At 66.1% G+C, this 17,827-nt stretch carries 30 protein-coding genes and 1 pseudogene; all 31 read right to left on the reverse strand.

Features of this window, described 5'->3' with window-relative positions; all coding sequences use genetic code 11:
* Nucleotides 1-177 (reverse strand): annotated as a pseudogene (locus MQN93_RS37000) (DNA-directed RNA polymerase subunit alpha); the annotation flags it as partial.
* 154 nt (nucleotides 178-331) lie between these two features.
* The gene (gene rpsK, locus MQN93_RS37005; RefSeq protein WP_003956432.1) at nucleotides 332-736 is read right to left on the reverse strand and encodes a 30S ribosomal protein S11; all 405 of its coding nucleotides are present in this window, start codon (nucleotides 734-736) and stop codon (nucleotides 332-334) included.
* 70 nt (nucleotides 737-806) lie between these two features.
* A complete protein-coding gene (gene rpsM, locus MQN93_RS37010; RefSeq protein ID WP_016434638.1) occupies nucleotides 807-1,187 on the reverse strand; it encodes a 30S ribosomal protein S13 in 381 nt (126 codons plus the stop codon).
* A 198-nt stretch (nucleotides 1,188-1,385) separates the two neighbouring features.
* The gene (rpmJ, locus tag MQN93_RS37015) at nucleotides 1,386-1,499 is read right to left on the reverse strand and encodes a 50S ribosomal protein L36 (RefSeq protein ID WP_003998809.1); all 114 of its coding nucleotides are present in this window, start codon (nucleotides 1,497-1,499) and stop codon (nucleotides 1,386-1,388) included.
* Between the two features lie 59 nt (nucleotides 1,500-1,558).
* Nucleotides 1,559-1,780: a translation initiation factor IF-1 gene (infA, locus tag MQN93_RS37020; RefSeq protein ID WP_003948620.1), complete on the reverse strand. Its 222-nt coding sequence runs from the start codon at nucleotides 1,778-1,780 to the stop codon at nucleotides 1,559-1,561.
* A 262-nt stretch (nucleotides 1,781-2,042) separates the two neighbouring features.
* Nucleotides 2,043-2,879, reverse strand: coding sequence for a type I methionyl aminopeptidase (gene map, locus MQN93_RS37025; protein ID WP_016434637.1), 837 nt, complete (start codon nucleotides 2,877-2,879; stop codon nucleotides 2,043-2,045).
* Nucleotides 2,880-2,976: 97 nt separating this feature from the next.
* Complete coding sequence (locus MQN93_RS37030) at nucleotides 2,977-3,639, reverse strand: adenylate kinase (protein ID WP_016434636.1); 663 nt, start codon at nucleotides 3,637-3,639, stop codon at nucleotides 2,977-2,979.
* On the reverse strand, nucleotides 3,639-4,952 hold the full coding sequence (secY, locus tag MQN93_RS37035) for a preprotein translocase subunit SecY (RefSeq protein WP_016434635.1): 1,314 nt from the start codon (nucleotides 4,950-4,952) through the stop codon (nucleotides 3,639-3,641). Before secY ends, MQN93_RS37030 begins: the two co-directional genes overlap by 1 nt.
* 192 nt (nucleotides 4,953-5,144) lie before the next feature.
* Nucleotides 5,145-5,600, reverse strand: a complete 456-nt coding sequence (gene rplO / locus MQN93_RS37040; protein ID WP_242712972.1) for a 50S ribosomal protein L15 — start codon at nucleotides 5,598-5,600, stop codon at nucleotides 5,145-5,147.
* A 2-nt stretch (nucleotides 5,601-5,602) separates the two neighbouring features.
* Nucleotides 5,603-5,785: a 50S ribosomal protein L30 gene (gene rpmD / locus MQN93_RS37045; protein ID WP_016434634.1), complete on the reverse strand. Its 183-nt coding sequence runs from the start codon at nucleotides 5,783-5,785 to the stop codon at nucleotides 5,603-5,605.
* A gap of 2 nt (nucleotides 5,786-5,787) precedes the next feature.
* A complete protein-coding gene (gene rpsE, locus MQN93_RS37050; RefSeq protein ID WP_016434633.1) occupies nucleotides 5,788-6,393 on the reverse strand; it encodes a 30S ribosomal protein S5 in 606 nt (201 codons plus the stop codon).
* A 36-nt stretch (nucleotides 6,394-6,429) separates the two neighbouring features.
* Entirely contained in the window at nucleotides 6,430-6,813 is a 384-nt protein-coding gene (gene rplR / locus MQN93_RS37055; protein WP_016434632.1) for a 50S ribosomal protein L18, read from the reverse strand.
* Nucleotides 6,814-6,816: 3 nt separating this feature from the next.
* Complete coding sequence (rplF, locus tag MQN93_RS37060) at nucleotides 6,817-7,356, reverse strand: 50S ribosomal protein L6 (protein WP_016434631.1); 540 nt, start codon at nucleotides 7,354-7,356, stop codon at nucleotides 6,817-6,819.
* A 24-nt stretch (nucleotides 7,357-7,380) separates the two neighbouring features.
* Complete coding sequence (gene rpsH / locus MQN93_RS37065) at nucleotides 7,381-7,779, reverse strand: 30S ribosomal protein S8 (protein WP_007384075.1); 399 nt, start codon at nucleotides 7,777-7,779, stop codon at nucleotides 7,381-7,383.
* A 209-nt stretch (nucleotides 7,780-7,988) separates the two neighbouring features.
* Nucleotides 7,989-8,174 (reverse strand): type Z 30S ribosomal protein S14, encoded by a 186-nt coding sequence (locus MQN93_RS37070; RefSeq protein WP_003948630.1) that lies wholly within the window; start codon nucleotides 8,172-8,174, stop codon nucleotides 7,989-7,991.
* A 5-nt stretch (nucleotides 8,175-8,179) separates the two neighbouring features.
* Entirely contained in the window at nucleotides 8,180-8,737 is a 558-nt protein-coding gene (gene rplE, locus MQN93_RS37075) for a 50S ribosomal protein L5 (RefSeq protein WP_016434630.1), read from the reverse strand.
* Entirely contained in the window at nucleotides 8,737-9,060 is a 324-nt protein-coding gene (gene rplX / locus MQN93_RS37080; RefSeq protein WP_016434629.1) for a 50S ribosomal protein L24, read from the reverse strand. The genes rplE and rplX overlap by 1 nt, the downstream gene beginning before the upstream one ends.
* A gap of 2 nt (nucleotides 9,061-9,062) precedes the next feature.
* Nucleotides 9,063-9,431 (reverse strand): 50S ribosomal protein L14, encoded by a 369-nt coding sequence (gene rplN, locus MQN93_RS37085; RefSeq protein WP_003998823.1) that lies wholly within the window; start codon nucleotides 9,429-9,431, stop codon nucleotides 9,063-9,065.
* 97 nt (nucleotides 9,432-9,528) lie between these two features.
* A complete protein-coding gene (gene rpsQ, locus MQN93_RS37090) occupies nucleotides 9,529-9,816 on the reverse strand; it encodes a 30S ribosomal protein S17 (protein WP_016434628.1) in 288 nt (95 codons plus the stop codon).
* Nucleotides 9,816-10,040 carry a 50S ribosomal protein L29 gene (gene rpmC, locus MQN93_RS37095; RefSeq protein WP_007494763.1) on the reverse strand — a complete coding sequence of 75 codons (225 nt, stop codon included), beginning with the start codon at nucleotides 10,038-10,040 and terminating at the stop codon, nucleotides 9,816-9,818. The genes rpsQ and rpmC overlap by 1 nt, the downstream gene beginning before the upstream one ends.
* Nucleotides 10,040-10,459, reverse strand: a complete 420-nt coding sequence (gene rplP / locus MQN93_RS37100; RefSeq protein ID WP_016434627.1) for a 50S ribosomal protein L16 — start codon at nucleotides 10,457-10,459, stop codon at nucleotides 10,040-10,042. The genes rpmC and rplP overlap by 1 nt, the downstream gene beginning before the upstream one ends.
* Nucleotides 10,460-10,462: 3 nt before the next feature.
* The gene (gene rpsC / locus MQN93_RS37105) at nucleotides 10,463-11,293 is read right to left on the reverse strand and encodes a 30S ribosomal protein S3 (protein ID WP_016434626.1); all 831 of its coding nucleotides are present in this window, start codon (nucleotides 11,291-11,293) and stop codon (nucleotides 10,463-10,465) included.
* Nucleotides 11,293-11,640 (reverse strand): 50S ribosomal protein L22, encoded by a 348-nt coding sequence (rplV, locus tag MQN93_RS37110; RefSeq protein WP_003974262.1) that lies wholly within the window; start codon nucleotides 11,638-11,640, stop codon nucleotides 11,293-11,295. Before rplV ends, rpsC begins: the two co-directional genes overlap by 1 nt.
* Before the next feature lie 44 nt (nucleotides 11,641-11,684).
* Nucleotides 11,685-11,966, reverse strand: coding sequence for a 30S ribosomal protein S19 (gene rpsS / locus MQN93_RS37115; protein WP_016434625.1), 282 nt, complete (start codon nucleotides 11,964-11,966; stop codon nucleotides 11,685-11,687).
* Nucleotides 11,967-11,978: 12 nt separating this feature from the next.
* Nucleotides 11,979-12,815: a 50S ribosomal protein L2 gene (rplB, locus tag MQN93_RS37120; RefSeq protein WP_016434624.1), complete on the reverse strand. Its 837-nt coding sequence runs from the start codon at nucleotides 12,813-12,815 to the stop codon at nucleotides 11,979-11,981.
* Between the two features lie 38 nt (nucleotides 12,816-12,853).
* Complete coding sequence (gene rplW, locus MQN93_RS37125; protein ID WP_016434623.1) at nucleotides 12,854-13,273, reverse strand: 50S ribosomal protein L23; 420 nt, start codon at nucleotides 13,271-13,273, stop codon at nucleotides 12,854-12,856.
* Nucleotides 13,273-13,929, reverse strand: coding sequence for a 50S ribosomal protein L4 (rplD, locus tag MQN93_RS37130; protein ID WP_016434622.1), 657 nt, complete (start codon nucleotides 13,927-13,929; stop codon nucleotides 13,273-13,275). Before rplD ends, rplW begins: the two co-directional genes overlap by 1 nt.
* An 8-nt stretch (nucleotides 13,930-13,937) precedes the next feature.
* Complete coding sequence (gene rplC, locus MQN93_RS37135) at nucleotides 13,938-14,582, reverse strand: 50S ribosomal protein L3 (protein ID WP_062706771.1); 645 nt, start codon at nucleotides 14,580-14,582, stop codon at nucleotides 13,938-13,940.
* A 17-nt stretch (nucleotides 14,583-14,599) separates the two neighbouring features.
* Complete coding sequence (gene rpsJ / locus MQN93_RS37140) at nucleotides 14,600-14,908, reverse strand: 30S ribosomal protein S10 (protein ID WP_003948644.1); 309 nt, start codon at nucleotides 14,906-14,908, stop codon at nucleotides 14,600-14,602.
* Between the two features lie 387 nt (nucleotides 14,909-15,295).
* Nucleotides 15,296-16,432 (reverse strand): acyltransferase family protein, encoded by a 1,137-nt coding sequence (locus MQN93_RS37145; RefSeq protein WP_242712973.1) that lies wholly within the window; start codon nucleotides 16,430-16,432, stop codon nucleotides 15,296-15,298.
* A gap of 189 nt (nucleotides 16,433-16,621) precedes the next feature.
* Nucleotides 16,622-17,815: an elongation factor Tu gene (tuf, locus tag MQN93_RS37150; RefSeq protein WP_016434619.1), complete on the reverse strand. Its 1,194-nt coding sequence runs from the start codon at nucleotides 17,813-17,815 to the stop codon at nucleotides 16,622-16,624.
* Nucleotides 17,816-17,827: the final 12 nt, after the last annotated feature.

Consider the following 17,827-nt stretch of genomic DNA (forward strand, 5'->3'; position numbering starts at 1 on the left):
GACACCGTCGATGCGGATGGACGTGACGGCCGCACCCGGGATCGAGGAGAGGAGCGTGCGGCGGAGGGAGTTGCCGAGGGTGTAGCCGAAGCCCGGCTCCAGCGGCTCGATCACGAACCGGGAGCGGAACTCGTCGACGACCTCTTCGGTCAACGAGGGACGCTGAGCGATCAGCATGTGTGGATCAGATCCTTCTTTCGTGGACGCCCGCTATTTGACGTCCGACGGAACCGTCCCCGGCAAAAGGGACGGGTACTGCAAGGGTACGGGCGATACGGCCCTTGCAGAGCCGTACCGCCCGAACCCGAAGCCTGCGCGAAGCAGTCGTACGTCAGACGCGACGACGCTTCGGCGGACGGCAGCCGTTGTGCGGGGTCGGGGTGACGTCCTGGATGGAGCCGACCTCGAGGCCCGTGGCCTGCAGGGAGCGGATGGCGGTCTCACGACCGGAACCCGGACCCTTGACGAACACGTCGACCTTGCGCATGCCGTGCTCCTGAGCGCGGCGGGCGGCCGACTCGGCGGCCATCTGCGCGGCGAACGGCGTGGACTTCCGGGAGCCCTTGAAGCCGACGTGGCCGGCGGAGGCCCAGGAGATCACGTTGCCGCTCGGGTCGGTGATCGAAACGATGGTGTTGTTGAACGTGCTCTTGATGTGCGCGTGGCCGTGAGCGACGTTCTTCTTTTCCTTGCGGCGCACCTTCTTGGCAGCGCCCTGACGACCCTTGGGGGGCATCTACAAACTCCTACGGGGAGGTGGTCGGTCCTACAGCGAAGACCGCTGATGAAGCGTTGTCCGCTGAGGACTACTTCTTGCCCGGCTTCTTCTTGCCGGCGATGGCGCGACGCGGGCCCTTGCGGGTACGAGCGTTCGTGCTGGTGCGCTGACCGCGGACGGGCAGACCGCGACGGTGACGGAGACCCTGGTAGCAGCCGATCTCGACCTTGCGGCGGATGTCGGCCTGGATCTCGCGACGGAGGTCACCCTCGGTCTTGATGTTGTTGTCGACGTACTCGCGGATCGCGACGAGCTGCTCTTCGCTCAGGTCACGAACTCGGGTGTTCGGGTCGACACCGGTCTCCGCCAGCGTCTGCTGGGAGAGGGTCCGGCCGATGCCGAACACATAGGTCAGGGCGACCTCCACGCGCTTTTCGCGCGGGATGTCAACACCGGAAACGCGTGCCACTTCTATGGCTCCTGGTGATCTTCGGAGGTCTTCCGCAGAACCGGTTCCCAGCCGCCGTACCAGGTACGAACTGGGTCCCCGGCCTCCGAGCCGGGGGTGTCAGACGACGTACGTCGCCCGGGTTCTGCGTATGAACAATTCAGCTTGCGTCGCGCGAATCTCTGCGATGTCGATGCAGAGGGTACGGTCGATCGTGCGTCAGCCCTGGCGCTGCTTGTGGCGCGGGTTCTCGCAGATGACCATGACCCGACCGTGACGGCGGATCACCCTGCACTTGTCGCAGATCTTCTTGACGCTCGGCTTGACCTTCATGGGATTGAGGTTCTCCGGGTCAGTGCCACCACCCCGCCGAGGCGGGATGCGGGCAAGATCTACTTGTAGCGGTAGACGATCCGGCCACGCGTCAGGTCGTACGGAGACAACTCCACCACGACCCGGTCGTCAGGGAGGATGCGGATGTAGTGCATGCGCATCTTGCCGCTGATGTGTGCCAGGACCTGGTGGCCGTTCTGGAGCTCGACCTTGAACATGGCGTTCGGAAGAGACTCGACGACAGTGCCCTCGATCTCGATGGCACCTTGCTTCTTGGCCACGCTTCGCCCTTCGAATCGACTACCTTGATCGACTCCCGCACTTTCCCCTTACGGGCGCATGCGGACATGCGGGTGCACGAGAGCCGACGAGTCAGTCTACGTCAGCGCACCCGGAAAGACGAATCGAGAAAGTCTGCCCCGAGCGACAGATCATTAAGCCACCGGATCCGGGCAGCGCCCCTGAGGGGCGCGGGGAACTGCGCGACAAGCCACAACGAACCCGCGCACGCCGACGCACAGCGCACACCGCCCCGGACGGCGCTCAGGCCACCGGATCCGGCGCGGCGACGATCCCGAGCTCCGCCAGCTTGGCCCTGCCGCCGTCGGGCGCCGTCAGCACCAACGGCCCCGCCTCGGTCAGCGCCACCGAGTGCTCCCAGTGCGAGGACCAGGTGCCGTCCGTCGTGATCACGGTCCAGTCGTCGGAGAGGACCTCTGTCTTCGGGGTGCCGAGGGAGACCATCGGCTCGATCGCGAGGCAGAAGCCGGGGACCAGCTTGGGGCCCTTGCCGCGGCGGCGGTCGACGTAGTTCAGCAGATGCGGGTCCATGTGCATCTCGGTGCCGATGCCGTGGCCGCCGTAGTCCTCGATGATCCCGTACTTGCCGCCACCCGGCTTGGGCTGGCGGCGGATGTAGGTCTCGATGGCGCGGGAGACGTCGACCAGGCGGTTGCCCTGCTTCATCGCCGCGATGCCGGCCCACATCGACTCCTCCGTGACCCGGGAGAGCTCGATCAGCTCCGGAGCGTGACCCGAGCCCACGAAGGCGGTGTACGCCGCGTCCCCGTGCCAGCCGTCGATGATCGCGCCGCAGTCGATGGAGATGATGTCGCCGTCCTTGAGGACCACCTCGTCGGACGGGATGCCGTGGACGACGACCTCGTTCACGGAGGTGCAGATCGTGGCCGGGAAGCCGCCGTAGCCGAGGAAGTTGGGCTTGGCGCCATGCTCGGCGAGGACCTTGCGCGCGACCTCGTCCAGGTCCTTGGTCGAGGCGCCGGGCACGGCGGCCTCACGGGTCGCGGCGTGGATGGCGGCCACGACCAGCCCCGCCTCACGCATCTTGGCGATCTGCTCGGGGCTCTTGATCTGCACCATGGGGTCCTGCGCTCTCCGTCACTACGTCAACCGGTTACCGACACAACACTACGGCCGTGACGCCCCTGCGGGTGCCACGGCCGTAACAGGCTGACGGCTACTTGCCGCCGTCCTCGCGCTTGAGAGCCTCCAGCGCCCGCTGCGTGATCTCTTCCACCGGGCCCAGGGAGGAGATCGTGACGACCAGACCCTGCGCCTTGTAGTAGTCGATGATCGGCTCGGTCTGCGTGTGGTAGACCTCGAGCCGCTTGCGGACGGTCTCCTCGGAGTCGTCGTCACGCTGGTAGAGCTCCCCGCCGCAGACGTCGCAGACGCCTTCCTTCTTCGCGGGGCTGTACGTCACGTGGAACACGTGCGAGGAGTCGTTGCGGCAGATGCGCCGGCCGGCGATCCGCTTGACGACCTCTTCCTCGGGGACCTCGAGGTCGAGCACCGCGTCCAGCTTGATGGCCTCGGTCTCCAGCAGCTCGCCGAGCGCCTCGGCCTGCGAGACGTTGCGCGGGAACCCGTCGAGCAGAAAGCCGTTCTCCGCGTCGGGCTGCTCCATGCGGTCCTTGGCCATCGCGATGGTGACCTCGTCGGGGACGAGGTTGCCGGCGTCCATGTAGGACTTCGCGAGCTTCCCGAGCTCCGTCTGCCGGCTGATGTTGGCCCGGAACAGATCGCCCGTGGAGATGTGCGGGATCGACAGCTTCTCGGCAAGGCGCGTGGCCTGAGTGCCCTTCCCAGCACCCGGCGGCCCGACGAGGACGATTCGCATCAGCGGAGGAACCCTTCGTAATTGCGCTGCTGGAGCTGGCTCTCGATCTGCTTCACCGTCTCAAGACCCACACCCACGATGATCAGGATGCTCGTCCCGCCGAAGGGGAAGTTCTGGTTTGCCCCGAACCCGACCAACGCCATCGTTGGCACGAGAGCGATCAGCCCCAAGTACAGCGAACCCGGCCAGGTGATCCGGTTGAGCACGTAACTGAGGTACTCAGCGGTCGGTCGGCCAGCCCGGATGCCCGGGATGAAGCCACCATACTTCTTCATGTTGTCGGCGACTTCCTCGGGGTTGAAGGAGATCGCCACGTAGAAGAACGCGAAGAAGACGATCAGCAGGAAGTAGCTGACCAGGTAGATCGGATGGTCGCCCTTGGTCAGGTTCTGCTCGACCCAGGTCTTCCAGCCCGACTTGCTCCCGGAGAACTGCGCGACGAGGGCCGGGATGTAGAGCAGCGACGACGCGAAGATGACCGGGATCACACCGGCCTGGTTGACCTTCAGCGGGATGTACGTCGAGGTGCCGCCGTAGGAACGACGGCCGATCATGCGCTTCGCGTACTGCACGGGGATGCGGCGCTGGGCCTGCTCGACGAAGACGACGAGACCGACCATGACCAGGCCGACCAGGATGACGGTGCCGAACTCGATCCAGCCGTCGGCCAGGGTGCCCTGCTTCTTGATGGCCCACAGGGCAGAGGGGAAGGTGGCGGCGATCGAGATGAACATCAGGATCGACATGCCGTTGCCGATGCCGCGGTCGGTGATCAGCTCGCCGAGCCACATCACCACGGCCGTACCGGCGGTCATGCAGACGACCATCGTGATGGTGGTGAAGATCGCCTGGTCCGGGACGATGCTGGAGGCGACGGTGCAGCCGGAGAAGAGGGCGCCGCTGCGGGCGGTGGCCACCAGGCCGGTGCCCTGCAGGATGGCGAGGGCCACCGTGAGGTAACGGGTGTACTGCGTGATCTTCGCCGTACCCGCCTGGCCCTCCTTCTTGAGGGCTTCCAGACGCGGGATCACCACGGTCAGCAGCTGGAGAATGATGCTCGCCGTGATGTACGGCATGATGCCGAGCGCGAAGACCGTGATCTGCAGCAGCGCACCGCCGCTGAACATGTTGACCAGACCGAACAGGCCCTGGTTGCCGGACGCCTGGTCGACACAACTCTGGACGGCCTGGTAGTTGACGCCGGGGATCGGGATGTGGGTACCGACCCGGTACACCACGATGATGCCGAGTGTGAAGAGCAGCTTCTTGCGCAGGTCGGGCGTCCTGAACGCCCGGGCGAACGCGGTGAGCACGGTGCCTCCTGCGACCCCCGCGCAACTGCGTCAAGGGTGACGGTCTTGAGGTTCGACGGATACAAAAAAGAACAGTGCAGGCTACCTTACCGGCGGCACGGCTCCCCTTGGAACGACCGACCGGGGATACCCCATTCGTTGGGATATCCCCGGTCGGGATCGTTCATGTCATCGAGCGATCGCCTGAGTCGTTCAGACGAGCTCGGTGACGGTGCCGCCGGCGGCGGTGATCTTCTCCTTGGCGGAGCCGGAGACGGCGTCGACCGTCACCTGCAGCGCCACGGAGATCTCGCCCTGGCCGAGGACCTTGACGAGGCTGTTCTTGCGAACGACACCCTTGGCCACCAGACCCTCGACGGTGACCTCGCCACCCTCGGGGTAGAGCGCGGCCAGCTTGTCGAGGTTCACGACCTGGAACTCGGTCTTGAACGGGTTCTTGAAGCCCTTCAGCTTCGGGAGACGCATGTGGAGGGGCATCTGGCCACCCTCGAAGCGCTCCGGAACCTGGTAACGGGCCTTCGTGCCCTTGGTACCACGACCGGCCGTCTTACCCTTCGACGCCTCACCACGACCGACACGGGTCTTGGCGGTCTTGGCGCCCGGGGCGGGACGGAGGTTGTGGATCTTGAGCGGGTTGTTCTCCGCCATGATCAGTCGACCTCCTCGACCGACACGAGGTGGCGGACGGTGTGCACCATTCCGCGGAACTCGGGGCGGTCCTCCTTGACGACCACGTCACCCAGGCGCTTCAGGCCCAGGGAACGAAGGGTGTCGCGGTGGTTCTGCTTGCTACCGATGTACGACTTCGTCTGCGTGATCTTGAGCTGCGCCATGATTACGCACCCGCTCCCGCACGCGCACGCAGCAGAGCCGCGGGGGCGACGTCCTCGAGCGGCAGACCGCGGCGGGCCGCGACCTCCTCGGGACGCTGCAGGCCCTTGAGGGCCTCCACGGTCGCGTGCACGATGTTGATCGCGTTGTCGGAGCCGAGCGACTTCGACAGGATGTCGTGGATACCGGCGCACTCGAGCACGGCACGCACCGGACCACCGGCGATAACACCGGTACCGGGCGACGCGGGCTTGAGCAGCACGACGCCGGCAGCCTTCTCACCCTGGATCGGGTGCGGGATGGTGCCCTGGATGCGGGGGACCTTGAAGAAGTGCTTCTTGGCCTCCTCAACGCCCTTGGCGATGGCGGCCGGCACCTCCTTGGCCTTGCCGTATCCGACACCCACGGTGCCGTCACCGTCGCCCACCACGACCAGCGCGGTGAAGCTGAAGCGACGACCACCCTTCACAACCTTGGCGACGCGGTTGATCGCGACGACGCGCTCAACGTACGCGGTCTTCTCGGCGGCAGCAGCGCCGCCGTCACGGCCCTTCCGGTCCCGCCGCTCGCCGCCACCGGCACCGCTTCCGCGGCGCTGGGGTCCAGCCATTGGATTACCTCTCTCTTTCCGCTAGCTACAAGCGGCTCAGAACTTGAGCCCGGCCTCGCGGGCGGCGTCCGCCAGGGCGGCGATGCGCCCGGCGTACTGGTTGCCACCACGGTCGAACACCACGGCCTCGACACCGGCGGCCTTGGCACGCTCGGCGACCAGGGCGCCGACCTGCTTGGCCTGCGCGGACTTGTCGCCCTCGCCACCACGGATCGACGTGTCCAGCGTGGACGCCGACGCCACGGTGTGGCCCTTCAGGTCGTCGATCACCTGCGCCACGATGTGGCGGTTGGAGCGGGTCACGACCAGACGGGGACGCTCCGCCGTACCGGACACCTTCTTGCGGATCCGGACGTGACGGCGCTTGATCGCGGCGCGCTTGTAGGCGTCGCCCTTGAGGATCTTCTGCCCGTATGCCATGGCTTACTTACCCGCCTTTCCGACCTTGCGGCGGATGACTTCGCCCTCGTACTTGACGCCCTTGGCCTTGTACGGGTCGGGCTTGCGCAGCTTGCGGATGTTGGCCGCAACCTCGCCGACCTTCTGCTTGTCGATGCCCTCGACCGAGAAGCGGGTCGGGTTCTCCACCTTGAAGGTGATGCCCTCGGGCGCCTCGACGGTGATCGGGTGGCTGTAGCCGAGCGCGAACTCGAGGTTCGAGCCCTTGGCCGTCACGCGGTAACCGACACCGCTGATCTCGAGCTTCTTCACGTAACCCTGGGTCACGCCGGTGATCATGTTCGCCACCAGCGTGCGGGACAGGCCGTGCAGGGCCTTGTTCTGACGCTCGTCGTTGGGGCGGGTGACGTTGAGAACGCCGTCCTCACCCTTGGCGATGTCGATCGGCGATGCGACGGTGTGGGTCAGCGTGCCCTTGGGGCCCTTGACCGAGACCGTACGGCCGTCGATGGTGACGTCCACGCCGGCGGGAACCGCGATGGGGAGCTTGCCGATGCGCGACATAGCTGTTTCCTCCGTTCCCTTCCGCTACCAGACGTAGGCGAGGACTTCCCCACCCACGCCCTTCTTGCCGGCCTGCTTGTCGGTCAGGAGACCGTGCGACGTGGAGATGATCGCCACGCCGAGGCCACCGAGGACCTTGGGCAGGTTGGTGGACTTCGCGTACACCCGGAGACCGGGCTTGGAGATCCGCTTGATGCCCGCGATGGAGCGCTCACGGTTGGGGCCGAACTTCAGCTCCAGGACGAGGTTCTTGCCGACCTCGGCGTCCTCGACCTTCCAGCCCGTGATGAAGCCCTCCTGCTGGAGGATCTCCGCGATGTGCGACTTGATCTTCGATGCCGGCATCGTCACGGAGTCGTGGTATGCCGAGTTCGCGTTCCGCAGACGGGTCAGCATGTCTGCGATCGGATCAGTCATGGTCATGAATTGGCCTTCGGCCTCTCTCGCCGGGGTTTCCAGGTGCCCATCCCTCTCCTCGATCCGAGACGAGGCGGGTGCGGTGCGGTGGACCTACGGCGTAGTAAGTCGTCTGGGCGTCAGGCGCCCAACCCTCCCAGCCTATGCCATGGAGGGGTGGGCACCTGACCGAGCCCTTTGCTTACCGAGAGCTTCCGGAATCCCGAACTACGGGACTACCAGGAGCTCTTGGTCACGCCCGGCAGCTCGCCACGGTGAGCCATCTCACGAAGGCACACGCGGCACAGGCCGAACTTGCGGTACACGGAGTGGGGACGGCCGCAGCGCTGGCAGCGCGTGTAGCCACGCACGCCGAACTTGGGCTTGCGAGCAGCCTTCGCGATCAGAGCCTTCTTCGCCATCTCGCTCACGCCTCCTTGAAGGGGAAGCCGAGGTGACGAAGGAGCGCGCGGCCCTCAGCGTCGTTGGTCGCCGTGGTGACCACGGTGATGTCCATACCCCGGACGCGGTCGATCTTGTCCTGGTCGATCTCGTGGAACATGACCTGCTCCGTGAGACCGAAGGTGTAGTTGCCACGGCCGTCGAACTGCTTGGGGGACAGACCACGGAAGTCGCGGATGCGCGGCAGCGCGAGCGACAGGGTGCGGTCCAGGAACTCCCACATGCGGTCGCCACGGAGCGTGACGTGGGCACCGATCGGCTGACCCTCGCGCAGCTTGAACTGCGCGATGGACTTGCGGGCCTTGGTGACGGCCGGCTTCTGACCGGTGATGGTGGTCAGGTCGCGGATCGCGCCCTCGATCAGCTTCGAGTCACGGGCGGCGTCGCCGACACCCATGTTGACCACGATCTTGACGAGACCGGGGATCTGCATGACGTTCTCGTACTTGAACTCGTCACGCAGCTTGCCCGCGATCTCCTCGCGGTACTTCTGCTTCAGACGCGGAGTGGTGGTGGTAGCCATCAGATGTCCTCACCCGTCCGCTTGGCAACGCGGATCTTGTTGCCTTCGTCGTCGAAGCGGTAACCGACACGCGTGACGACCTTCTTGCCGTCCTTCTCAACGACCAGCTGGACGTTGGAGACGTGGATCGGCGCCTCGGTCGTGACGATGCCGCCGGCCTGCGAACCACGAGCGGTGGGGCCGGCCTTGGTGTGCTTCTTGACCCGGTTGACACCCTCGACCAGGACACGCTCGTCGCGCGGGTAAGCGGCAATGACCTTGCCCTGCTTGCCCTTGTCCTTGCCGGTGATGACCTGGACCAGGTCGCCCTTCTTGATCTTCATGCTTACAGCACCTCCGGAGCCAGCGAGATGATCTTCATGAACTTCTTCTCGCGCAGCTCACGCCCGACCGGGCCGAAGATGCGGGTGCCGCGAGGGTCGCCGTCGTTCTTCAGAATGACGGCGGCGTTCTCGTCGAAGCGGATGTACGAGCCGTCCGGACGGCGGCGCTCCTTGACGGTGCGAACGATGACCGCCTTGACGACGTCACCCTTCTTCACGTTGCCACCGGGGATCGCGTCCTTGACGGTGGCGACGATGACGTCACCGATGCCCGCGTAGCGGCGACCGGAGCCACCGAGCACACGGATGCAAAGGATCTCCTTCGCACCAGTGTTGTCGGCGACACGCAGTCGCGACTCCTGCTGGATCACGTCTATCTCCTGTTTGTCTGCCGGTTCCCCGGGGGCCGTTCAGAACGGCCCCCGGAGCCTGGCGGAACTGTCCTGCGAGGGGTGCCTCGCAGGAGATTTACTTGGCCTTCTCGAGGATCTCGACGACGCGCCAGCGCTTCGTCGCGGACAGCGGCCGGGTCTCCGCGAGGAGGACACGGTCGCCGACGCCCGCGGCGTTCTGCTCGTCGTGGGCCTTCAGCTTGTTCGTACGGCGGATGACCTTGCCGTACAGCGCGTGCTTGACGCGGTCCTCGACGGCGACGACGACGGTCTTGTCCATCTTGTCGCTGACGACGAGACCCTCACGGGTCTTGCGGAAGCCGCGCGCGGCCTTCGTCTCTTCAGTCACGTTGCTCTCGCTCATCAGGCGTTCTCCACCGTTTCGATGCCCAGCTCACGCTCGCGCATCAGGGTGTAGATCCGCGCGATGTCCTTGCGGACCGCCTTCAGACGGCCATGGTTCTCGAGCTGCCCGGTCGCCGCCTGGAAGCGGAGGTTGAACAGCTCTTCCTTGGCCTCGCGGAGCTTCGCCAGAAGCTCCTCGTTGCCCAGCTCGCGCAGCTCGGACGCCTTGGTACCGGCCGACATCACGCTTCACCTGCCTCGCGCTTGACGATCCGGCACTTCATCGGCAGCTTGTGGGCCGCACGGCTCAGCGCCTCACGGGCGATCTTCTCGTTGGGGTACGACAGCTCGAACATCACGCGTCCGGGCTTGACGTTGGCGATCCACCACTCCGGCGAACCCTTACCGGAACCCATGCGGGTCTCGGCAGGCTTCTTGGTGAGGGGACGGTCCGGGTAGATGTTGATCCAGACCTTGCCACCACGCTTGATGTGACGCGTCATGGCGATACGAGCGGCCTCGATCTGACGGTTCGTCACATACGCCGGGGTGAGCGCCTGGATGCCGTACTCGCCGAACGCAACCTGGGTACCGCCCTTGGCAGCGCCGGAGCGCTTCGGGTGGTGCTGCTTGCGGTGCTTGACCCTGCGGGGGATCAGCATGGCTCAGCTCTCCTTTCCAGCAGCGCTGGGCTCGGCGGCCGCCGCCGCGGGCGCCTCGGCCGTCTGGGCCTCGGCAGCTGCGGCGGACTGCTGCGGCTTGCGACCGCGCCGCTCGCCACCACGGCCACCACGGGCCGGGCGGTCGGCACCACCGCGGGCCGGGCGGTTACCCGCACGGGCAGCGGCGTTCTCGGCGCGGACCTCGGCGATGTTCTTGACGTCGCCCTTGTAGATCCAGACCTTCACACCGATGCGGCCGAAGGTCGTCTTGGCCTCGAAGAAGCCGTAGTCCACGTTCGCGCGGAGCGTGTGCAGGGGCACACGGCCCTCGCGGTAGAACTCCGAGCGGGACATCTCGGCGCCACCGAGGCGGCCACCGCACTGGATCTTGATGCCCTTGGCGCCGGCCTTCATCGCCGACTGCATGCTCTTGCGCATGGCACGGCGGAAGGAGACGCGGGAGGAGAGCTGCTCGGCGACGGCCTGGGCGACCAGCTGAGCGTCGGTCTCGGGGTTCTTGACCTCGAGGATGTTCAGCTGGACCTGCTTGCCCGTGAGCTTCTCGAGGTCACCGCGGATACGGTCGGCCTCGGCGCCACGGCGGCCGATGACGATGCCCGGACGAGCGGTGTGGATGTCCACCCGCACGCGGTCACGGGTGCGCTCGATCTCCACCTTCGAGATGCCGGCGCGCTCCATGCCGGACGTCATCATCCGACGGATGGCGACGTCTTCCTTGACGTAGTCCTTGTACAGCTTGTCGGCGTACCAGCGGGACTTGAAGTCCGTGGTGACACCGAGCCGGAACCCATGCGGGTTAACCTTCTGGCCCATTACCGGGTTCCTTCCTTGCTGCTGACGACCACGGTGATGTGGCTGGTCCGCTTGCGGATCCGGTAGGCACGGCCCTGGGCGCGCGGACGGAACCGCTTCAGGGTCGGGCCCTCGTCGACGTACGCCTCGGAGATGAAGAGGCTGTCGGCGTCGGTGTGGTCGTAGTTGTGCGCGGCGTTGGCGATGGCGCTGTCGAGCACCTTGCCGACGGGCACGGAGGCTGCCTGCGGAGCGAATCGCAGAACAGCCTGAGCCTCCGTGGCATCCATGCCACGGATAAGGTCCACCACGCGGCGGGCCTTCATGGGCGTAACGCGGATGTACCGCGCCTGGGCCCTGGCTTCCATGGTTGTCCCTCTCAGTTACTTACGTGTCTGAATGCGATCCGCTGTTAGCGGCGCTTCGACTTCCGGTCGTCCTTGACGTGACCCCGGAAGGTGCGCGTCGGCGAGAACTCGCCGAGCTTGTGGCCGACCATCGACTCGGTGACGAACACCGGGATGTGGGTCTTGCCGTTGTGCACCGCGATCGTGTGGCCGAGCATGGCCGGGACGATCATCGAGCGACGGGACCAGGTCTTGATGACGTTCTTGGTGCCGGCTTCGTTCTGGACTTCCACCTTCTTGATCAGGTGGTCGTCGACGAAGGGCCCCTTCTTGAGACTGCGCGGCATCTGAACCCGCTCCTAGCGCTTCTTGTTCGTCTTGCGGCGGCGGACGATGTACTTGTTCGACGCCTTCTTGGGCGAACGAGTACGTCCTTCCTTCTGACCCCAGGGGCTGACCGGGTGGCGACCACCGGAGGTCTTGCCCTCACCACCACCGTGCGGGTGGTCAACCGGGTTCATCGCCACACCGCGAACGGTCGGGCGGACGCCCAGCCAGCGCTTGCGGCCGGCCTTGCCCCAGTTGATGTTGCTCTGCTCGGCGTTGCCGACCTCGCCGACCGTGGCGCGGCAGCGCTGGTCGACCAGGCGGATCTCACCGGACGGCATGCGCAGGTGGGCCATCGAGCCCTCCTTCGCGAGCAGCTGCACGGAGGCACCGGCGGAGCGGGCGAACTTGGCGCCACCGCCCGGACGAAGCTCCACGGAGTGGATCGTCGTACCGACCGGGATGTTGCGCAGCGCCAGGTTGTTGCCGGGCTTGATGTCGGCGCCGGGACCGTTCTCGATCCGGTCGCCCTGGTTCAGACCCCGGGGCGCCAGGATGTAGCGCTTCTCGCCGTCCGCGTAGTGGAGCAGCGCGATGCGCGCGGTGCGGTTGGGGTCGTACTCGATGTGCGCGACCTTCGCCGGCACGCCGTCCTTGTCGTGACGACGGAAGTCGATCACTCGGTAGGCGCGCTTGTGGCCACCGCCCTGGTGGCGGACGGTCACACGACCGGAATTGTTACGGCCGCCCTTGCTGTGCAGGGGACGGACCAGCGACTTCTCCGGCGTGGACCGCGTGACCTCGACGAAGTCGGCGACGCTGGAGCCACGACGGCCCGGCGTAGTCGGCTTGTACTTGCGGATTCCCATTTCTCAGTCCTCGTCCGATATCGGACGATCCGACCCGCTTACGCGGTCGGACCGCCGAAGATGTCGATACGGTCGCCCTCGGCGAGGGTCACGATCGCGCGCTTGGTCGCCGCACGCTGGCCGAAGCCGGTGCGGGTCCGCTTGCGCTTGCCGATGCGGTTGATCGTGTTGACCCCGGTGACCTTGACCGAGAAGACCGCCTGGACGGCCTCCTTGATCTGGGTCTTGTTGGCACGCGGGTCGACGACGAACGTGTACTTGTTCTCGTCGAGAAGCGCGTAGCTCTTCTCGGAGACGACCGGCTTCAGCAGGACGTCACGGGGGTCCGTGTACGACTTGCTGAGCGGGGTCTCGACGGTGTTCTTGCCCTCGGCGGCGTGACGGCGCGCCTTGGCGACGCGCGCGGCCTTGGCGGCCTTCGCAGCCTTGGAGGCGATGCTCGGGTGACGCGTAGCCATCAGGCCTCGCTCCCTTCGGTGTCATTGGCCTTCGGGCCGGACACGAAGGACTCGAAAGCGGCCTGGGTGAAGACCACGTCGTCCGAGACGAGAACGTCGTACGTGTTCAGCTGGCCCGGCTCCAGGATGTGGACCTGGGGCAGGTTGCGGGCGGACAGCCACGCGGCCTCGTCGGCGCGCTCGACGACCAGGAGCAGGTTCTTGCGCTCGCTGATCTTGCCGAACAGGCCCTTGGCGGCCTTGGTGCTGGGGGTCTCGCCCTCGACCACGCCGGAGACGACGTGGATGCGGTTGTGACGGGCCCGGTCGGTGAGGGCGTGACGCAGAGCGGCAGCCTTCATCTTCTTCGGGGTCCGCTGCGAGTAGTCACGCGGCACGGGACCGTGCACGACGCCACCACCGGCGAACTGCGGGGCGCGGGTCGAACCCTGACGGGCGCGGCCGGTGCCCTTCTGGCGGTACGGCTTCTTGCCGCCACCACGGACCTCGCCACGGGTCTTGGTCTTGTGCGTGCCCTGACGGGCAGCGGCGAGCTGGGCGACGACGACCTGGTGGATCAGCGGGATGCTGACCTTCTCGACGTCGAAGATCTCCGCGGGGAGCTCGACGGAACCGGCCTTGTCGCCAGCCGGCGAAAGGATGTCAACAGTGCTCATCGGTTACCTCAGGCCCCCTTGGCCGCGGTGCGGACCAGGACGAGGCCGCCGTTCGGACCGGGAACCGCGCCCTTGATGAGCAGCAGACCCTTCTCCGCGTCAACGGCGTGGACGGTCAGGTTCTGGGTGGTGACCCGCTCGTTGCCCATACGACCCGCCATGCGGAGGCCCTTGAACACACGGCCCGGGGTGGCGCAGCCACCGATGGAACCGGGCGAGCGGTGCTTGCGCTGGGTGCCGTGACCGGCGCCGAGGCCCTTGAAGTTGTGACGCTTCATGACACCGGCGAAGCCCTTGCCCTTGCTCTTGCCGGTGACGTCGACCTTCACGCCCGCCTCGAAGACCTCGGCCGTGACTTCCTGGCCGAGCGTGTACTCGGAGGCGTCGGCGGTGCGGATCTCGACGAGGTGCCGGCGGGGGGTGACGTCGGCCTTGGCGAAGTGGCCCTTGAGGGGCTTGTTCACCTTGCGCGGGTCGATCTCGCCGAAGGCGATCTGGACCGACTCGTAGCCGTCGACGTCGTTCGTACGGACCTGGGTGACGACGTTGGGGCCGGCCTTGACGACGGTGACCGGAACAACACGGTTGTTCTCGTCCCACACCTGCGTCATGCCGAGCTTCTCGCCCAGGATGCCCTTGATCTGCTTAGCCATTCTCAGATCACCGGCCCTCAGAGCTTGATCTCGATGTCGACACCGGCCGGGAGGTCGAGTCGCATCAGAGAGTCAACGGTCTTGGGCGTCGGGTCGAGGATGTCGATCAGGCGCTTGTGGGTACGCATCTCGAAGTGCTCGCGCGAGTCCTTGTACTTGTGCGGCGACTTGATGACGCAGTACACGTTCTTCTCAGTGGGCAGCGGCACCGGGCCCGCGACCGACGCACCAGTACGCGTCACCGTCTCGACGATCTTCTTCGCCGAGGAGTCGATGACCTCGTGGTCGTAGGCCTTGAGCCGGATGCGGATCTTCTGTCCCGCCATGGCTACTCAGTAGTCCCTTGTCTGTTCACGCTCTGGAACCCGGTCCTCCGCTCGCTCCACCTCCGACCCACGCGGTCGGGCGTGTCGCGCTTTCACTGACACAGATGTCCCTTGTTCGAACATCCCTTGTCTGGGAAAGAGATTCACCGGGTGCCTGGCCAGTGCCGCACCACACTTCCCGGAAGATTCCCGTACGTCCGCCCCAGCGCTGCCTTACGGCAGTTAGGGCGACGAGTACTGTGGGACTCGCTTCCGGTCCTCCCGGCGGGAGGCGCGCAGCATCAACACTCGACCGAGCAACTCCGACAGTCTGCCATATGGGGCAGGGGCCTGGCCAATCGAGCCGGAGAGAATACCCCGAGGGTGACACAGGTCAAACACACGCCCCTATGTCTGCGCGTTCCGCAGCCGGGCGAAGGACGTGTCCAGGCCCTGTTTCAGCAGCCCCGCCAGCGGACGCTCCACGAAGCGGTGCACCAGCAGGCTCAGCACCAGGAAGCCGGCGATCACCGAGGCGACCAGCAGCCGCGGGTCCATGGTGCCGTCGAGCCGGTTGATCAGCGTCGTACCGGCGACGTAGTGGATCAGGTAGAGCGGATAGGTCAGGCTGCCGGCGGTGACCAGCCACCTCCAGCGGATGCGGTCCGTGGCGCCGAGCGCGATCGCCACCATGGCGAGCAGGAAGACGGTGAAGAGCGCCGTGCAGCCGCGCCAGCCGGAGACATGCTCGAAGTCGTCGATCCTGATGCCCAGTTCGCGCTGCCCCATCAGCCAGGCCATCGCGAGGATGCCCCACAGCAGCAGATCCTGCCCGAAGCGGTGCATCAGGTAGAGGGCGAGGCCCGCGATGAAGAACCAGGCGCCGTCCGGATTGGCGGCCAGCGTCAGCAGCCGGAAGTCCGCCACCGGGGCGAGCATGGCCGCGGCTCCCCAGACGCAGGCGAAGATCACGACCTTGCGGTACGTCAGCCCGGTGGCGACCACGGCCATGAAGAGCAGGTAGAAGCGCAGCTCCGACCAGAGCGTCCAGTACACGCCGTCGACGCTGTCCACGCCCGAACCGGACTGGAGCATCGTGAGGTTGAGCAGGATGTCGCGCACCTTCAGCCGGTGCCAGACGCCGGGCATGACCACCACGAAGACCGTGGTGAAGACGATGCCGAACCAGTACGCCGGGTAGAGCCGGATCACCCGCGAGACGAAGAACTGCCGCGGGGTGCGCCCCCAGCACGACATGCAGATGACGAAGCCGCTGATCACGAAGAAGATCTCGACGCCGATCCAGCCGTAGGCGGCGACATGGAACACCGTCGGCATGGCCTCGGAGACCGGCCGGCCCCAGACCGCGTTGCCCGGCTGGTCGACGCGCCAACTGCCGGCGTAGTGGTGCACGGCCACCATCAGGGCGGCGACCAGGCGCAGACCGTCGATGGCGTACAGCCGTGGGCGCTCGGGGCGACGTGGGGGACGGTGGACCCGCACCGTTCGCAACTGCTGCGTCGGCCGGTCGACCATCACGGACATCAAGGATCATCCCCTGTCTGGCTGTTCGGAACTCCCTCACGCTAGGGGGTCACGTCCACCCCGAAGTGGACAGATATGGATGATCCGGTCGCCGCGTCCTTCAGAGTTCGCCCAGCCTTCACCGGACGTGCGAAAGGGCCCGTACGACCGGAGTCGTACGGGCCCTCTCAGAGGCCTAGCGGCTCAGAGTCACTTGTTGATCTTGGTGACCTGGCCGGCGCCGACCGTCCGGCCACCCTCACGGATGGCGAACTTCAGGCCCTCTTCCATGGCGACGGGCTGGATGAGCTCCACCTTCATCTCGGTGTTGTCACCCGGCATGACCATCTCGGTGCCCTCGGGGAGGGTCACGACGCCGGTCACGTCCGTCGTACGGAAGTAGAACTGCGGACGGTAGTTGTTGAAGAAGGGGGTGTGACGGCCACCCTCGTCCTTCGACAGGATGTAGGCCTGGGCCTCGAACTCGGTGTGCGGGGTGACCGAACCGGGCTTGATGATGACCTGGCCGCGCTCGACATCCTCGCGCTTGATGCCGCGGAGCAGCAGACCGACGTTCTCACCGGCCTGGCCCTCGTCGAGCAGCTTGCGGAACATCTCGATGCCGGTGACCGTGGTGGTGGTCTTCTCCGGCTTGATGCCCACGATGTCGACGGTCTCGTTGACCTTCAGGACACCACGCTCGATACGGCCGGTGACGACCGTACCGCGACCGGTGATCGTGAAGACGTCCTCGATCGGCATCAGGAACGGCTTGTCGACGTCACGCTCGGGCTGCGGGATGTTCTCGTCCACGGCCTTCATCAGCTCGAGGACGGAGTTGCCCCACTCCTTGTCGCCCTCGAGGGCCTTGAGCGCGGAGACCTTGACGACCGGCAGGTCGTCGCCCGGGAACTCGTACTCGGAGAGCAGCTCACGGACCTCGAGCTCGACGAGCTCCAGGATCTCCTCGTCGTCCACCATGTCGGCCTTGTTCAGGGCGACGACGATGTACGGAACGCCGACCTGGCGGGCCAGGAGCACGTGCTCCTTGGTCTGCGGCATCGGGCCGTCGGTGGCGGCGACCACGAGGATGGCGCCGTCCATCTGCGCCGCACCCGTGATCATGTTCTTGATGTAGTCCGCGTGACCGGGGCAGTCGACGTGGGCGTAGTGACGCGTCTCCGTCTGGTACTCGACGTGCGCGATGGAGATGGTGATACCGCGCTGGCGCTCTTCGGGAGCCTTGTCGATCTGGTCGAACGCCGAGGCCTCGTTCAGGTCCGGGTACGCGTCGTGCAGCACCTTGGTAATGGCGGCCGTGAGGGTCGTCTTACCGTGGTCGATGTGACCGATGGTGCCGATGTTGACGTGCGGCTTAGTCCGCTCGAACTTCGCCTTCGCCACTGGGGTCCTCCT

It is taken from the genome of Streptomyces spinosisporus (assembly GCF_022698145.1).
Lineage (GTDB): Bacteria > Actinomycetota > Actinomycetes > Streptomycetales > Streptomycetaceae > Streptomyces > Streptomyces spinosisporus.

Coding starts and splice junctions, on each gene's coding strand:
- rpsK (WP_003956432.1), bottom strand. CDS start 736: ATGCCCCCCAAGGGTCGTCAGGGCGCTGCCAAGAAGGTGCGCCGCAAG.
- MQN93_RS37070 (WP_003948630.1), bottom strand. CDS start 8,174: ATGGCGAAGAAGGCTCTGATCGCGAAGGCTGCTCGCAAGCCCAAGTTC.
- MQN93_RS37145 (WP_242712973.1), bottom strand. CDS start 16,432: ATGTCCGTGATGGTCGACCGGCCGACGCAGCAGTTGCGAACGGTGCGG.
- MQN93_RS37030 (WP_016434636.1), bottom strand. CDS start 3,639: ATGCGAATCGTCCTCGTCGGGCCGCCGGGTGCTGGGAAGGGCACTCAG.
- rplE (WP_016434630.1), bottom strand. CDS start 8,737: ATGGCTACCACCACCACTCCGCGTCTGAAGCAGAAGTACCGCGAGGAG.
- rpsC (WP_016434626.1), bottom strand. CDS start 11,293: ATGGGCCAGAAGGTTAACCCGCATGGGTTCCGGCTCGGTGTCACCACG.
- rpmC (WP_007494763.1), bottom strand. CDS start 10,040: ATGTCGGCCGGTACCAAGGCGTCCGAGCTGCGCGAGCTGGGCAACGAG.
- map (WP_016434637.1), bottom strand. CDS start 2,879: ATGGTGCAGATCAAGAGCCCCGAGCAGATCGCCAAGATGCGTGAGGCG.
- rpsS (WP_016434625.1), bottom strand. CDS start 11,966: ATGCCGCGCAGTCTCAAGAAGGGGCCCTTCGTCGACGACCACCTGATC.
- rpsJ (WP_003948644.1), bottom strand. CDS start 14,908: ATGGCGGGACAGAAGATCCGCATCCGGCTCAAGGCCTACGACCACGAG.
- rpsE (WP_016434633.1), bottom strand. CDS start 6,393: ATGGCTGGACCCCAGCGCCGCGGAAGCGGTGCCGGTGGCGGCGAGCGG.
- rplO (WP_242712972.1), bottom strand. CDS start 5,600: ATGGCGGAGAACAACCCGCTCAAGATCCACAACCTCCGTCCCGCCCCG.
- rplC (WP_062706771.1), bottom strand. CDS start 14,582: ATGGCTAAGCAGATCAAGGGCATCCTGGGCGAGAAGCTCGGCATGACG.
- rpmD (WP_016434634.1), bottom strand. CDS start 5,785: ATGGCGCAGCTCAAGATCACGCAGACGAAGTCGTACATCGGTAGCAAG.
- rplW (WP_016434623.1), bottom strand. CDS start 13,273: ATGGCTACGCGTCACCCGAGCATCGCCTCCAAGGCTGCGAAGGCCGCC.
- rplF (WP_016434631.1), bottom strand. CDS start 7,356: ATGTCGCGCATCGGCAAGCTCCCCATCGCGGTTCCCGCCGGCGTGGAC.
- rplB (WP_016434624.1), bottom strand. CDS start 12,815: ATGGGAATCCGCAAGTACAAGCCGACTACGCCGGGCCGTCGTGGCTCC.
- rplP (WP_016434627.1), bottom strand. CDS start 10,459: ATGCTGATCCCCCGCAGGGTCAAGCACCGCAAGCAGCACCACCCGAAG.
- rpsQ (WP_016434628.1), bottom strand. CDS start 9,816: ATGAGCGAGAGCAACGTGACTGAAGAGACGAAGGCCGCGCGCGGCTTC.
- rplV (WP_003974262.1), bottom strand. CDS start 11,640: ATGGAAGCCAGGGCCCAGGCGCGGTACATCCGCGTTACGCCCATGAAG.
- rpmJ (WP_003998809.1), bottom strand. CDS start 1,499: ATGAAGGTCAAGCCGAGCGTCAAGAAGATCTGCGACAAGTGCAGGGTG.
- rplX (WP_016434629.1), bottom strand. CDS start 9,060: ATGAAGATCAAGAAGGGCGACCTGGTCCAGGTCATCACCGGCAAGGAC.
- rpsH (WP_007384075.1), bottom strand. CDS start 7,779: ATGACCATGACTGATCCGATCGCAGACATGCTGACCCGTCTGCGGAAC.
- rplR (WP_016434632.1), bottom strand. CDS start 6,813: ATGGCATACGGGCAGAAGATCCTCAAGGGCGACGCCTACAAGCGCGCC.
- rplD (WP_016434622.1), bottom strand. CDS start 13,929: ATGAGCACTGTTGACATCCTTTCGCCGGCTGGCGACAAGGCCGGTTCC.